15 protein-coding genes are annotated in these 14,183 nt (G+C 66.4%); 4 read left to right on the top strand and 11 right to left on the bottom strand.

What is annotated here, in order from left to right; all coding sequences use genetic code 11:
- Positions 1-25: 25 nt before the first annotated feature.
- Positions 26-850 carry a hypothetical protein gene (locus ACMX2H_RS13325; RefSeq protein ID WP_414960958.1) on the top strand — a complete coding sequence of 275 codons (825 nt, stop codon included), beginning with the start codon at positions 26-28 and terminating at the stop codon, positions 848-850.
- 28 nt (positions 851-878) lie between these two features.
- On the opposite strand, the gene ACMX2H_RS13320 is transcribed toward ACMX2H_RS13325, so the two are convergent.
- Entirely contained in the window at positions 879-1,577 is a 699-nt protein-coding gene (locus ACMX2H_RS13320) for a redox-sensing transcriptional repressor Rex (protein ID WP_414960957.1), read from the bottom strand.
- A 158-nt stretch (positions 1,578-1,735) separates the two neighbouring features.
- Positions 1,736-1,993 (bottom strand): glutaredoxin family protein, encoded by a 258-nt coding sequence (locus ACMX2H_RS13315; RefSeq protein ID WP_414960956.1) that lies wholly within the window; start codon positions 1,991-1,993, stop codon positions 1,736-1,738.
- 65 nt (positions 1,994-2,058) lie between these two features.
- On the opposite strand from ACMX2H_RS13315, the gene ACMX2H_RS13310 reads away from it, so the two are divergent.
- Positions 2,059-2,877, top strand: coding sequence for an HAD family hydrolase (locus ACMX2H_RS13310; RefSeq protein WP_414960955.1), 819 nt, complete (start codon positions 2,059-2,061; stop codon positions 2,875-2,877).
- A 73-nt stretch (positions 2,878-2,950) separates the two neighbouring features.
- Here the strand turns inward: ACMX2H_RS13310 and ACMX2H_RS13305 are convergent, their stop codons facing one another.
- From ACMX2H_RS13305 to ACMX2H_RS13275, 7 genes are all read right to left on the bottom strand, one after another.
- The gene (locus ACMX2H_RS13305; RefSeq protein ID WP_003792170.1) at positions 2,951-3,049 is read right to left on the bottom strand and encodes a 30S ribosomal protein bS22; all 99 of its coding nucleotides are present in this window, start codon (positions 3,047-3,049) and stop codon (positions 2,951-2,953) included.
- A 160-nt stretch (positions 3,050-3,209) separates the two neighbouring features.
- Positions 3,210-3,422, bottom strand: coding sequence for a helix-turn-helix domain-containing protein (locus ACMX2H_RS13300; RefSeq protein ID WP_127512893.1), 213 nt, complete (start codon positions 3,420-3,422; stop codon positions 3,210-3,212).
- 127 nt (positions 3,423-3,549) lie between these two features.
- Complete coding sequence (locus ACMX2H_RS13295; protein ID WP_414960954.1) at positions 3,550-4,743, bottom strand: 3-deoxy-7-phosphoheptulonate synthase; 1,194 nt, start codon at positions 4,741-4,743, stop codon at positions 3,550-3,552.
- Positions 4,744-5,035: 292 nt separating this feature from the next.
- Positions 5,036-5,941: an N-acetylglucosamine kinase gene (locus ACMX2H_RS13290; protein ID WP_414960953.1), complete on the bottom strand. Its 906-nt coding sequence runs from the start codon at positions 5,939-5,941 to the stop codon at positions 5,036-5,038.
- 98 nt (positions 5,942-6,039) lie between these two features.
- Positions 6,040-7,380 (bottom strand): NADP-specific glutamate dehydrogenase, encoded by a 1,341-nt coding sequence (gdhA, locus tag ACMX2H_RS13285; RefSeq protein WP_414960952.1) that lies wholly within the window; start codon positions 7,378-7,380, stop codon positions 6,040-6,042.
- A 407-nt stretch (positions 7,381-7,787) separates the two neighbouring features.
- Positions 7,788-8,261, bottom strand: a complete 474-nt coding sequence (locus tag ACMX2H_RS13280) for an ArsR/SmtB family transcription factor (RefSeq protein WP_136785824.1) — start codon at positions 8,259-8,261, stop codon at positions 7,788-7,790.
- A gap of 121 nt (positions 8,262-8,382) precedes the next feature.
- The gene (locus tag ACMX2H_RS13275; protein ID WP_414960951.1) at positions 8,383-9,585 is read right to left on the bottom strand and encodes an acetoin utilization protein AcuC; all 1,203 of its coding nucleotides are present in this window, start codon (positions 9,583-9,585) and stop codon (positions 8,383-8,385) included.
- Between the two features lie 122 nt (positions 9,586-9,707).
- Here ACMX2H_RS13275 and ACMX2H_RS13270 point away from each other — a divergent pair, with 122 nt between their 5' ends.
- Positions 9,708-11,120 (top strand): TrkH family potassium uptake protein, encoded by a 1,413-nt coding sequence (locus tag ACMX2H_RS13270; RefSeq protein ID WP_414960950.1) that lies wholly within the window; start codon positions 9,708-9,710, stop codon positions 11,118-11,120.
- Between the two features lie 40 nt (positions 11,121-11,160).
- A complete protein-coding gene (locus tag ACMX2H_RS13265) occupies positions 11,161-11,799 on the top strand; it encodes a potassium channel family protein (protein WP_127512900.1) in 639 nt (212 codons plus the stop codon).
- Between the two features lie 114 nt (positions 11,800-11,913).
- Here the strand turns inward: ACMX2H_RS13265 and proC are convergent, their stop codons facing one another.
- Both proC and ACMX2H_RS13255 read right to left on the bottom strand, forming a co-directional pair.
- On the bottom strand, positions 11,914-12,774 hold the full coding sequence (proC, locus tag ACMX2H_RS13260; RefSeq protein ID WP_414960949.1) for a pyrroline-5-carboxylate reductase: 861 nt from the start codon (positions 12,772-12,774) through the stop codon (positions 11,914-11,916).
- Positions 12,775-13,187: 413 nt separating this feature from the next.
- Positions 13,188-14,183: Ppx/GppA phosphatase family protein (locus ACMX2H_RS13255; protein WP_414960948.1), on the bottom strand; the 996-nt coding region annotated here is incomplete at its 5' end.

Below are 14,183 nucleotides of genomic sequence, written 5' to 3'. Positions count from 1 at the left end.
CGGATGAGATGAAAAGGATCCGGCCATGAGCACCCCACAGAACGAACCGAACAAGCCCGGTGACGGGGAAGGCCGGCCCGACGGCCAGGAACAGCCCCAGTACGGGCAGAACTTGCCTCAGTACGGCCAAAATTTGCCGCAGTACGGGCAGAACGCCCCGCAGCAGCCGGGCTCCGATCAGCCGCAGTATGGGCAGAACGCCCCGCAATACGGCCAGCAGTATGGGCAGAACGCTCCGCAGTACGGTCAGCAGCCCTACGGCCAGGGACAGCAGGGCCAGTCTCCCTATGGCCAGCAGTACGGGCAGCAGCCGTATGGCTACCAGAACGCCGTGCCGGGTCAGTACGGTTACCCGAGCGGCCAGCCGCAGGTCGGCGCCAAACCTACGCGTCCGCGCGAAGTGGTCATCGCGTTCTGGCTGATCATTGCGGCGGCGGCATTGACCGCCATCGAGATGCTGACCGAGCTGTCCAACCTGGATGGGACCATGGCGGCGGTGCTCCAGGATCCGTCAGTCCGCGAAGCCCTCGGCGAGCAGGGTGGTCAGTTCTCCGACGCCGAACTGTCGCAGATGATGAGTGGCACGGCCGGAGTGATCATTGTCGTCACCGCGGTGATCGCCGTCGGCCTGTACCTGCTGGTGGCCTTCGGCGTAAAGGCCGGCAAGAACTGGGCCCGGATCACCGGCACCGTGTTTGCCGCGCTGTCGCTCTTTGGGCTCTTCAACATCTGGTTCGGCACGCTGTCCGTGCTGCTGGGCATCGCGGCGATCGTTCTGCTGTTCCTGCCGGCATCGAACCAGTTCTTCCAGGCCACCAAGGCGCACAAGTACGGCATCTACGGCCGCTAAGCCAACCGGCCGGGCTGTTCCACGCCGGCTAGCGACGGGCGCTGGACTCGGAGTTGTCCTCCGTCTCCTGCGCCCGTTGTGCGTGGTAGGCCAGAATCTGCAATTCGGTGGCCATGTCCACCTTGCGCAGTTGCACGGTCGGCGGCACCTGGAGCACCACTGGTGCGAAGCTGAGGATGCTCATCACTCCGGCAGCCACCAGCCGGTCACAGAGTCCCTGGGCCACGCCGGCAGGCACCGCCAGGACCGCCATGTTGGCCGCGGTCTGGCGCAGGACGGCTTCCAGTTCGGAGATGGGACTGACGCGCAGCCCTGCCACTTCGGACCCGACCACGGCCGGGTCCGCGTCGAAGAGCGCCACCACACCGAACCCCTTGGTGGAGAAACCGGAGTAACCGGCCAGCGCCCTGCCCAGGTTGCCGACGCCGACGATCGCGACTTTCCACTCATGCAGGAGGCCCAAAGCGGCGGAAATCTCCTGGCTGACCAGGCGCACGTCGTAGCCCACGCCGCGGGTGCCGAAGGACCCCAGGTAGGACAGGTCCTTGCGCAGGGTGGGCGGGCTGACCCCGGCGGATTCAGCCAGCTGCTCCGACGATATGCGTTCCGTGCCACCGGCCATCAGCGAATTCAGCACCCGGAGGTAGATGGTCAGGCGTGCCAGCGCAGCCGGCGGGATCTCCTGACCGGAAGGCTTGGCCGCCTCGATGTCCGGGAGGTGGGTCACTGTTCTCGCTCCGATGCCTGCTGCGGGCTCCGGGCAGGCTGTTTGGCGCCGTTCCGGTTCCTGGCTGCCCCGGCGGTTGTCCTGCCAAGGCTGGTGTTCCCTTAGATTAAGCTCCGCCGCGCCGGTCTCCAACTCCGATGACAACGGGGCGGTAGAAGCTACTGCGTGAGCAGGCGCCGCAGGCGCTCCGCATCTATGTGCCAGAAATCCCGCTGCACGCCGTCGATCATGACCACCGGGATCTCTTCCACAAAGCGGCGCTCCAGCTCCGGGTCTTCCAGGATGTTTTTTTCCGCCCAGGGCACACCGAGCTCCCCCGCGACGGTGCCCACCGTCTCGCGTGCCGCCTGGCACAGATGGCAGCCGGGTTTAGTCAGCAGCACCAATTCGTGGTTGCGGCGCTCGGATCCGTTCATAACTTCCACGGTAGCCGTCGGCGGTGGTGAACGGGGAATCCCCGGCGCCTCGTTAGACTCGAAGTATGTCCAAGTCCGCCGCCGGCCATGCACAGCGAGCCTCGGTCTCCGCCGATCCGGGGACGGAGGCCGCATTTTTCGACGTCGACAACACGCTGATGCGCGGCGCGAGCCTGTTCCACGTGGCCCGCAAGATGTATCAGCGGGGCGCCTTCCGGATGCGGGACGCTGCCAGCTTCGGTTTCAAGCAGGCGCGGTTCCTGATGCGCGGCGAAAGTCTGAAGGACATCCAGTCCATCCGGGAGACGGCCTTGGCCCTGGCCACCGGCCTGTTGAGCGACGACGTCAAGCAGTTGGGCGACGAGGTCTATGACGAAGTCATCGCGTCCAAGATTTGGCCCGGCACCCGGGCATTGGCAGACCAGCACCTGCGCGTGGGCCGGAGGGTCTGGCTGGTCACGGCTACCCCGGTGGAAGTGGCCGCCGTGATTGCGGACCGGCTGGGCCTGACCGGAGCGCTGGGCACGGTCGGCGAACTCGAGAACGGGGCGTACACCGGACGGCTGGTCGGGGACATCCTGCACGGGCCGGCCAAAGCCGTTGCGGTCGAAGAACTGGCAACCCGGCAGGGCCTCGACCTGGCACGCTGCTGGGCCTACAGCGACTCCTACAACGATGTTCCGCTGCTGACCCTGGTGGGCAATCCGGTGGCCATCAATCCGGATACCCGGCTGCGCCGGCACGCCCGGGAGAACAACTGGCCGGTCTATGACTTCCGCAGCGGTCGCCGCGCGGCCACGCTGGGGCTCAAGGCCGCCACCGGCGCGGGCGCAGTCTACGGGCTGTGGCGCGGCGTAAACCGGTTCCGCCGGCACGCGGCTTAAACAAGTGACTTAAACGCACACGGTCCGCCAGTTTCCTGACGGACCGTGGAAGCTTGTAAACCGGTAAACGGTCCTACTTCTTGTTGCGGCGCTGGTGGCGGGTCTTGCGAAGCAGCTTGCGGTGCTTCTTCTTGGCCATACGCTTGCGGCGCTTCTTAATAACTGAACCCACGAGTCCCTCATTCACTGATAGTTTCCGCGCTGCCGGTGCCCGGCGGGGGCACACGCCAACTTACGGTTTTCCGACGATGACGTAAAACGTTCCTTAACAGGGTACAGCTTCCGCGCACCCGTCATTGACCGCCGAAGGCCGCGGAGCCGCTGTCCGGATGTCAGGCGGTGCCGGTTTCCCGGTCGATCACCGCACCGCGCAAGTACTCCTCCACGGCCGATTCGGGCACCCGGTAGGAACGTCCAAAGCGAACGGCAGGCATCTCACCCGAATGCACCAGCCGGTAAACGGTCATCTTGGACACGCGCATGACTGCGGCCACTTCCGACACCGTCAAGAAGCGCACATTCGAGAAGTTGTTCTCGTCAGCCATTTCGCACTGTTCCTTTACTGTAAGCAACGACGACGGCGTGCCGCCTTGCCCTGCCCCAAACCTTCTTCCTAGATACTTTAGAGGCTGTTGTGGCGAAAGTGAAAGCGGCCACTGTAGCGTAAGTGATTTATTGCTGCACGGCCTGCGTCCGCGGGGCGGCGCTTGCTCCCCGATGTCGGGCCGTGGCTGCCAGCTGCGCCAGCACGTCGGCGGTCACATCCCACTCCATGCAGGCGTCCGTCACGCTCTGCCCGTAGACCAGGCCGGCCCCGTCAGCGTTTTCAGCGACATCCATTTTCTGCGCTCCGCCTACCAGGAAGCTCTCCATCATGATGCCGGCGATTGCGCTGCCGCCTGCCTCGAGTTGCGCCGCGATCTCCAGCGCCACCTCGGCCTGGCGGTGGTGGCTCTTGCCGCTGTTGGCGTGGCTGGCATCCACGATCAGCCGCGGATTCAGTCCCGCCTCCGCCAGCGCTGCGGAGGCGGCTGCAACATGCTCGGCGCTGTAGTTCGGGCCGGTCTTGCCGCCGCGCAGGATCAAGTGGGTGTCCGGGTTGCCGTCGGTGGCCACCAGAGCGGCACGACCGTCGCCGTCGATCCCCAGGAAAGTCTGCGCCGCGGACGCGGCCTGGCAGGCATCGAGTGCCACCTGCAGTCCGCCGTCCGTGCCGTTCTTGAATCCCACCGGCATGGATAGGCCGGACACCAGTTGGCGGTGGATCTGGCTCTCCGTGGTCCGCGCACCGATCGCGCCCCAGCTGACCAGGTCCGCCAAGTACTGGGGGCTGATCGGTTCCAGGAATTCGGTGGCCACCGGCAGGCCCAGCTCGGCCACCTCCAGCAGGAAGGTCCGCGCCAGCCGCAGCCCGGCGGCTATGTCGTGGGATCCGTCCAGGCGGGGATCATTGACCAGGCCCTTCCAGCCGACGGTGGTACGCGGTTTCTCGAAGTAGGTGCGCATCACGATCAGCAATTCTTCGCGGTGTTCCCGCGCAACCTGGGCCAGCCGGCGCGCATAGTCCAGGCCGGCCTCGGTGTCGTGGATGGAGCATGGACCGACGATCACCAGCAGCCGGTCGTCCACGCCGTCCATGACCGCGCGGATTTCCTCCCGGCCACGGGCCACGACGGCGGCCGCCCCAGCCGTCAGCGGCTGCTCGGCCATGAGTTCCGCTGGCGACGGCAGCGGCTTGAAGCTGCTCACCCGCAGGTTATTGGTGCCGCGCGGCGTAGGTGTTTCGCCGACTCCGTCGCCTGCGCGGAGCGCTGTCGCTTCGGGCTGCGCGGACGCTTCCAGGAGGCGGCTGGCTGGTGCATTCATGTTCGGTGTCCCGTCTGTTGGCGGCGGGACCACAGAACCCGCCGGAGAAATGGCGAAGGGCAGAGAATCATCTCTGCCCTGTTGGCTCTGAAGGTTGATATGCGTACGCGCTAAGCGGTTACGTCAGGCCCCTCCAGAGCCAACGCAAAATACGCATACCAACGAGTCGTCATACCGGCACTCTACGCCGCATGCTCCGGGGCCGGAAAACCGGCACCCGCGACATGACCGAATGTGACGCCGGTGGATCGGGCCTCCCCGGCGGGTTCCGCCGGTCGCCGCTGCGGTGCACTCACTGGTGCCTGGCCGCGTCCGGCGAGGCCAGCCCGGCCAGGATATCGATGCCGAAGACCGGTTCCCGGTCCAGCGGACGGATCTCGGTGATGCCGTGCGGTTCCAGCGCTGCAGCGACAGACCGCTGGAAGCGCTGGACGTTGGCTCCCAGTCCGCCGCCAAGGACCACCGGGCCGGCCAAGCCGAGCCGGGCCGCCACCAATCGGATCTGGCCGGCGAGGTCGGCCGCTGCGCGGTCAATAATCCCTGCAGCCGGCTCTTCGCCCTCCTCGGCGGCGGCCACCACCACCCGGGACTTGTCCGCCCAGAACCGCCGGTCGGTCTGCGGCGAGTGAAACATGGCGATCAAGTCCACGGGTTTCCGCAGTCCGCAGTCCGCTAACAGCAGCGCCGTCAGCCGATCCGGCTGCAGGCCGGCATCCAGCCGGGAGAGCGCATGCCGGACAGCCTCCCGGCCCAGCCAGTAGCCGCTGCCTTCGTCGCCGAGCAGGTGCCCCCAACCGCCGGCACGGGCTTCCTCGCCGGCGTCGTTGACGCCCCACACAGACGATCCGGTACCGGCCACCACGCCGATTCCGGTCCTCCGGTGGCCGGCGGCCAGCACCAGCCGGGTGTCGTGGACCACATGGATGGCCGCTCCGGGGGCCAGCGGGGCAAGCAGCGCGCGCAGCGCCGCGGCGTCGCCGTCGGTGTCGATGCCGCCGGCTCCGGCGTAGACCGCAGCGATCCGGGCCGCGCCAAGCCGGCCGAACACCTCGGACAAGGCAGCGGCGGCCTGGGCCGGGCTGGCGTTCTGCACGTTCGCGCTGCCCGCCGTCGCTTCGGCGACCACCCGGCCGTCGTCCAGCCGGATACCGTGCGTCTTGCTGCCGCCGATATCCAGCCCGATCAGTGTCTGAACCATGGACCGAGCTTACAGTTCCGCACCGAGACCAAAACGACGGTGCCCGCCTCAGGGCGGGCACCGTCGTCGTGCAGTGGGTTTTTGCCGGGTCAGCGGGACTAGATGAGCCCCTGTGCCAGCATCGCGTCTGCAACCTTCTTGAAGCCGGAGATGTTGGCGCCGGCCACGTAGTTGCCGGGCATGCCGTACTTGTCGGCGGTCTCGGCACAGCGGTCGTGGATGCCCACCATGATGTCCGTCAGCCGCTGTTCGGTGTACTCGAAGCTCCACGCGTCGCGGCTGGCGTTCTGCTGCATTTCCAGCGCGGAGGTGGCCACGCCGCCGGCATTGGCTGCCTTGCCGGGGCCGAAGAGCACATTCGCTTCCTGGAAGATGGCGGCGGCTTCGCTGGTGCAGGGCATATTGGCGCCTTCGGCGACCGCAACCAAACCGGCTTCCACCAGGCGGCGGGCGGACTTGTCGTCCAACTCGTTCTGCGTCGCGCTGGGCAGGGCCACGGTGCAGTCGACGTCCCAGACATTGCCCTCGGCCACGTAGTGGACGCCGGCGCCGCGGCGCTCGGCGTAGTCGGAGATGCGGCCGCGCTCAACTTCCTTGATCTGGCGCAGCAGTTCGACGTCGATGCCGGCTTCGTCCACCACGTAACCGCCGGAGTCGGAGGCGGTGACCACCTTGGCACCGAGCGCCTGGGCCTTTTCGATGGCGTTGATCGCCACGTTGCCGGAACCGGAGATCACCACGCGCTGACCGTCGAAGCTCTGGCCCCGGGTCTTGAGCATCTCCTGGGCGAACAGCACGGCGCCGTAGCCGGTGGCTTCGGGCCGGACCAGCGAACCGCCCCAGCCGGTGCCCTTGCCGGTGAGCACGCCGGACTCGTAGCGGTTAGTGATGCGCTTGTACTGGCCGAACAGGTAGCCGATCTCGCGGGTACCCACGCCCATGTCTCCGGCGGGAACGTCGGTGTATTCGCCAATGTGGCGGTACAGCTCGGTCATGAAGGACTGGCAGAAACGCATCACTTCGTTGTCGGAACGGCCGCGCGGGTCAAAGTCCGAGCCGCCCTTGCCGCCGCCGATGGGCATGCCGGTCAGGGCATTCTTGAAGATCTGCTCGAAGCCCAGGAATTTGACAATGCCCAGGTACACCGACGGGTGGAACCGCAGGCCGCCCTTGTACGGGCCGAGTGCGGAGTTGAATTCGACGCGGAAGCCACGGTTGATCTGGACGTTGCCGGCGTCGTCCATCCACGGGACCCGGAAGATGATCTGGCGTTCGGGTTCGCAGATACGCTGCAGAATGGCGGCATCGGTGTATTCGGGGTGCCGGGCGGAGAGCGGCTCCAGGGTTTCAAAGACTTCGTTGACGGCCTGGTGGAATTCCGTTTCGCCTGGATTGCGGCGGAAGACTTCGTCGCGGACTTCAAGCAGATGGGCATCCATGGGTGCGTCCCTTCCCTAGCTGACGTATTGGGGCACTCAACTTGCTTCAGGCCCTCACAAAGAAAACCACACCGAGGCGGGAACCAAGAAACACATCTGACATATCGCTGAAGTGCCCCGTAACGCGGCCGCGCCGCGGTGATACCGGCTGTTGTACCGCGCCCGGCCCTATAATTCCGGCCCCGCGCAGCGTTGGCGTGCGCGAAATGTGCGGGCGGACACCCGCATCGGGAACAAGCATGCGGAGACAGAATGTGTGAGTCATCACCGCCCGGCCTCCGGTGCCGGCCATCCCCGGCGAGCGTTCAGCCGCGGCTCTGGCGCGGCAGCTCGTCGCGCTTACCCGCGGCGCCGGCGCGGCAGCTCGTCGCACTTACGCGCGGCGCCGTCGCGGCAGCTCGTCACGCTTACCCGCGGCGCCGGCGCGGCAGTTTGGGCAGATGCGCAAAGAGGTCGGCAGCCTTGGTGGTCGCTTTGTTCGCGGCCTGCCCCAGCGACCGGCTGAGGTTGGCCGGCACCGGAACTTCCAGGCTTCGTCCGGAGACCGCATGTCCCGGCTCTTGGGGAGCAACGACGGCGGCCGCCACCACCGGTGCCACCGGCTCGGCCGCGGGCAGCACTTCGACACCGAAGCCGACAATCCATTCGGCCACATCCTGCAGTGGCCCGGTCCGCAGCGAGTAGTACCGCTTCTGCCCCTGGGCGCGCATGGACACCAAGCCGGCCTCGCGCAGCACCTTCAAATGCTTGGAGACGGTCGGCTGGCTGACTTCGAGTTCTTCGACCAGCTCGCCGACCGCCTTATCTCCGTCGCGAAGCGAACCGAGTATGTCCCGGCGCGTACCTTCGGCAATCACTGCAAAGACGTCATCGATGGCCATTCCATTACCCTAATCGCATATATGCCCGCCGGGCACCCCCGGCGGCTGTTCGGAAACCGCAGACAGCGAAATCGTTACACCATGCGCGCCGGAACACCAACAGTGGACAAGAGAGGAGAGCTCAGTCGAACCACGGATCCAGGCCGTGGTACGGGAAGATTTCCTTGCGGGTAGCCATCACGGTGCGGTCCACGCTGTCGTTCGGGTCATAACCGACTTCCCAGGAACGCCACCAGAGGTCGGCGTCGTCGCCCATGTACAGCGGAGCCTGCTGACCGTACCGCACCTCCACGTACTCGTGCCAGGACTGCGGCACCTCGCTGTGCAACGGGATGGGCCGGCCGGAAACAATGGCCAGCATGTGGGTCCAGGACCGCGGGACCACGTTGAAGACGTCGTAGCCGCCGCCGCCGGTGGCGATCCACCGGTCGTCCGCGACCTCGCGGGCCAGATCGGCCATGTCAAGCATCATCTGCCGTTGCGCGTCAATGCTCAGGCGCAGGCTGCTCAGCATGTCGCGGGCGTGGTTGTCACAGCCATGCTGGCTAACGATTACTTCGGGCGCAAAGGCCCTGACCAGCTGCGGGACCACCGCGTGGAAGGCGCGCAGGAAGGCGGCATCACCGCTCCGGGGTGGAAGGGCTACGTTGACCGAACTGCCCAGCGCCTCTGCGCCGCCGCTTTCGTTGGCGAAACCCGTTCCGGGAAACAGGTGGGTACCGGTCTCATGCAAGGAGATGGTCAGCACCCGCGGGTCGTTGTAGAAAATCGACTGCACGCCATCGCCATGGTGGGCATCAACGTCCACATAGGCAACCCGTTGCACGCCGCCGTCCAGCAGGCGTTGGATGGCCAGTGCGCAGTCGTTGTAGATGCAGAACCCGCTCGCCTTGCCTCGCGCCGCGTGGTGCATGCCGCCGGCAAAGTTGACCGCATGCAGCGCCGACCCGTCCAGAATGGCGGACGCCAACTGGAGCGAGGCGCCTGCAATCCGGGCGCTGGCGGCATGCATGCCGGCGAACACCGGATCGTCTTCGGTGCCGAGTCCGCGCGCTTCATCCACCGCCGACGGGTCTTCACTGACCGCCTTTACCGCTGCGACGTAGGCCGGATCGTGGACCGTTTCCAACTCGGCGTCCCCGGCGCTCTCCGCCGCGGCCAAAGTGACATTCGGCCGGTGGAAGATGGCGTATTCGTCGGCCAACCGCGCAGTCAGCTCCAACCGGATCGGGGACATGGGGTGGTGAGCGCCGAAATTGTAGGCCAAGAGGGAGTCGCTCCACACCGCCAAAGTGGGAACCGGGGGAACTGGGGTAGCTGACATCACAGACAGGCTACGCGAAACCGCTCTCCGGCACGCATTCGTCCGGCGCCCGCACGGGTAATTGATGATTTACTACTGCAAGGAACAAATCAGCGATTCGGAGCCGGACAGAAGCGATCGGGATGACCAGACAGCAGCCGTCGTGGCTGGCCGAGCAGGAGCACGGACGATTCTGGCTCCTGCGCACGCTCCGCGACTTCGTGGACAGCGTCGCCAACAGCTCGCCTGCGCGGCTGGCCCTGATCGTCTACGTGGCGGTGATCCTGGTGTTCACCGGGCTGCTGTCCTTGCCAGCGGCCGCCAGGGACGGGCAAATCACCCCGCTATATGATGCTTTCTTCACCGCGGTCTCCGCGGTCTGCGTCACGGGCCTGACCGTGGTTTCCACCGCCGTCCATTGGACGTTCCTGGGCCAAGCCGTCATCCTGCTGGCCATTTTCATCGGCGGCTTGGGCACGCTGACCTTGGCCTCGCTGCTGGCGCTCATGGTGAGCAAGCGGCTGGGTGTCCGCGGCAAGCTGATCGCCCAATCAGCCATGAGCAACGCCGGGCGTCTCGGCGAAGTCGGTACCCTGCTGCGGATCGTGATCACCACCTCGGTCATTATTGAAGTGATCCTGGCCCTGGTGCTTTTCCCCCGCTTCCTGATGCTTGGCGAATCCTTTCCCCAGGCCGCCTGGCACGGCATCTTCTACTCCATTTCGTCCTTCAACAATGCCGGTTTCACCCCGCACACGGACGGGCTGGTTCCCTACGAAACCGACGAGTGGATCCTGATTCCGCTGATGGTCGGAGGCTTCTTGGGCAGCCTCGGCTTCCCGGTGGTGATGGTGTTGCTGGAGCGTGGCTGGCGCTTCAACAAATGGAACCTGCACACCAAGATCACCGTCGAAGTGTCCCTGATCCTGCTGGTGGTCGGCGCCTTGGTGTGGGGGGCCCTGGAGTGGAACAACCCGGCGACGCTGGACGGCATGACCGTCTGGGACAAGGTCCTGCACTCCGCCTTCGCCTCCGTCATGACCCGATCGCTCGGCTTCAATCTGGTGGACATGAACAACCTGGAGCCGACCACCATGCTGTTCACCGACGCCCTGATGTTCGCCGGCGGCGGGTCCGCGTCGACTGCCGGCGGCATCAAGGTCACGACCATCGCCATTGTGTTCCTGGCCATCGTCGCCGAGGCCCGCGGCGACCGGGACGTGAAGATCCACGGCCGGACCATTCCGGAGGGCGCCATGCGGGTGGCCATCTCGGTGATCGTCATGGGCGCCACCTTTGTAGCCGTCGCGTCCGGGATACTGCTGGCCCTCACCGGCGCAACCCTGGACCGGGTGCTGTTCGAAGTCATCTCCGCGTTCGCCACCTGCGGCCTGAGCACAGGCCTGAGCGCCGAGCTGCCCCCGGAGGGCAAATACGTGCTCTGCGCGCTGATGTTCGCGGGCCGCGTCGGGACCATCACCCTGGCCGCCGCGTTGGCGCTGCGCGAACGGCGCCAGTTGTTCCACTACCCAGAAGAGAGGCCGATCATTGGCTGACAAGTCCGCATCGAACAAACGCCCCGCCCACAATGCGCCCGTGCTGGTCGTCGGATTGGGCCGGTTTGGCGCCTCCACCGCTGAACAGCTGGTCCGGCAGGGCCGCGAGGTACTGGCGATCGAACGGGATCCGGCCCTGGTGCAGAAGTGGTCGGGCCAACTGACCCATGTGGTGGAGGCGGACGCCACCAACATCGACGCGCTGCGCCAGCTCGGTGCCCAAGAGTTCAGCGCGGCAGTTGTCGGGGTCGGCACGTCGATCGAATCCTCGGTGTTGATCACCGTGAATCTGGTGGACCTGGGCATCGAACACCTCTGGGTCAAGGCCATCACGCCCTCGCACGGCAAGATCCTCTCCCGCATCGGCGCCAACCACGTGATCTACCCCGAGGCAGACGCCGGCCGGCGCGCGGCCCACCTGGTGGGCGGCCGCATGCTGGACTTCATCGAGTTCGACGATGGATTCGCCATAGTGAAGATGTACCCGCCGAAGGAAACGCAGGGCTTCACCCTGGGCGAGTCACAGGTGCGCTCCAAGTACGGCGTCACCGTGGTGGGGGTGAAATCCCCCGGCGAAGACTTCACCTACGCGCGTCCTGAAACCAAGGTATCCAGCCGGGACATGCTGATTGTCTCCGGCCACGTGGACTTGCTGGAACGCTTCGCCGCGCGGCCCTGAGAGAGCCCTGACACGGCCTTGATCCGGGCTTGGCCCTGGCGCGGCCCTGACTCATCCCCCGAGCCGGGCGCGGGGACCGGTCGCGCAGCTGCTGCCGCCCGCTGGACGGCCGGCTCAGGCCAGCTCGCGGGACAGTTCGGCCGCCCGTTCCGCGGCGGCCGCTGCGCCGCGCGCAATGATCTTTGGCAGGCCGGCCTCATCGAAAGCGGCGATGGCCCGCTCCGTGGTGCCATTGGGGCTGGTGACGTTGCGGCGCAGCACGGCCGGGTCAGCGTCCTGCTCGGAAAGCATGATGCCAGCCCCGGCCACCGTTTCACGGGCCAGCGTCATGGACAGCTCCGGGTCCAGCCCCAGCTCCACCCCGGCAGCAGCCATCGCTTCGGCCAGATAGAACGCGTAGGCGGGACCCGAACCGCTGACCGCGGACACCGCGTCCAGTTGCTCCTCCGGAACGACGACGACGGTGCCAGCTCCGGCGAACACCTCACGGGCGGCGTTCAGCTGGGAATCGGTCACATGGCTGCCCGCCGAGATGCCGACGGCCCCGCGGCGGACCTTGAGCGGCGTATTGGGCATGCTGCGCACCAGCGGCTGGCCTTCCGGCAGCGCCGCTTCCATCGTGTCGATAGTGACTGCCGCCGCCACAGAGACCACCACCGTGGTCGGATCCAGCGCCGAGGCGATGCTGCGGCACATGTCGGCAATGCCCACCGGCTTGACCCCCAGCACTACAACGTCGGCGCCCTGCACGGCGGCGGCGTTGGCACCGGCGTCGTCATTCTCGGCCAGCACCGTCAGGCCCGGGTAACGATGACGCAGCTCCTCGGCGCGCTCGCCGCGGCGCACCGTTGCCGTCACGTGGCCCGCTGGCGTTCCGGCGGACAGCAGGCCCACAAGGATGGCCTCACTCATGGAGCCGCAGCCCAGGAAGACGGTGCGGCGGGTGGATGACGTTCCAGTGGCTTCAGCAGTCATGTCTGCCATTGAATCACGTGGGGCTGCCCCGGCGCTTACCGCGCACAGGCCGCTGAACGGGCCGCTGAACGGGCCGCTGAACGTGGGCGCCGGAGGACAGCGAAAAACAACTCACAGCTGCTTTTCAGGTTCTTAAGGGGGTTATCCCAACTTCGCCCTCTAGTGTCTATAAGACCTCATCAAGGTGCGAGTGATGATGGACCGGATCTGCTGGTCCGGTCCGGGCGCCGGCGAACAGCGGTTGACTCCCCCAACCGACCGCAATGTTCGCCGGCGCCGCCTTTTAAGCTCCGTAATTGTGGAGCGCTGAGCTCCAGCACGAGCAGCATTGTTCTCAACCCGCCGCCCTATTTCGACCCGTGAAGGCAGCGCCGTCGGCCGTCACAGCACATGTCCACGAACTGCGGAGCCAGTCAATTGCCGCGCTGCGAGCTTCCCACTATTTCGACGGCGGGGGCCGGCTCCACCGCCTTCTGCACCAGCATGGTGCCCACCGGGCTAACCGGCGCGTCGCTGTCATAGAGCAGGTGGTCGAAGCGTTTGAGGATCAGGCCTTCGCGCAGCGCCCACGGGCAGATCTGCAGTGTCTCGATCCGGAACATTTCCATCGCTGCCTCGGCAACCATCGCGCCCGCCAGCAGCTGCGGCGCCCGCACCACCGAAACCCCCGGCAGATTCACGCGGTCGCTGACCGGCATGGCCGCCAGTCGTCGGGCCCACAGGGACAAGTCGGTCCGGTGCAATTCGCGCCGCACGTAGGGGCCCGCCGCCGAGGGAGCGGCTCCGGCAATCCGGGCCAGCGAGCGGAAGGTCTTGGACGTTCCCACCACCATGTCCGGCCGGCCCAAGGCGGCGAACTCCGCCACGGCGGGAGCCATGGTCTCACGGATGTAGCTGTGCAGTTCCTTGATGCTCTTCACGCTCGGCGGGTCCTCGGGCAGCCATTGCCGGGTCAGCCGGCCGGCGCCCAGCGGCACCGAAACAGCCAGGTCCGGCTGTTCGTCATGCCCCATCGCCATTTCGAATGAGCCGCCGCCGATGTCCAGGTCCAGAACGGTGCCCGATCCCCAGCCGTACCAGCGACGGACTGCCACCAGGGTCATGCCGGCCTCTTCCGGGCCAGTCAGCTCCTGCAGCGTGACGTTGGCCTCCGCCTTGACCCGGTCCAGCACGGCCCTGCCATTGCCGGCCTCGCGGATGGCGGATGTGCAGAAGGCCAGCATGTCTTCGGCGCGGTGCTGCCCGGCGAAGCGCCAGGCCTCGCGAACGAAACCGATGAGTTCCTGCTGGCCTTCCTCGGTGATGTTGCCATCGGCGTCCAGGTAGGCCACCAGCGACAACGGCCGCTTGTGCGACGCGAACGGCACCGGACGGGCACCGGGGTGGGCATCCACCAACAGCAAATGAAC

Origin of the sequence: Arthrobacter sulfonylureivorans, from assembly GCF_047607445.1 — a bacterium.
In the GTDB taxonomy this organism is placed as follows: Bacteria; Actinomycetota; Actinomycetes; order Actinomycetales; family Micrococcaceae; genus Crystallibacter; species Crystallibacter sulfonylureivorans_A.
Note: the sequence above shows the minus strand (reverse complement) of the source record. Positions and strands in the feature narration are given on the sequence as shown.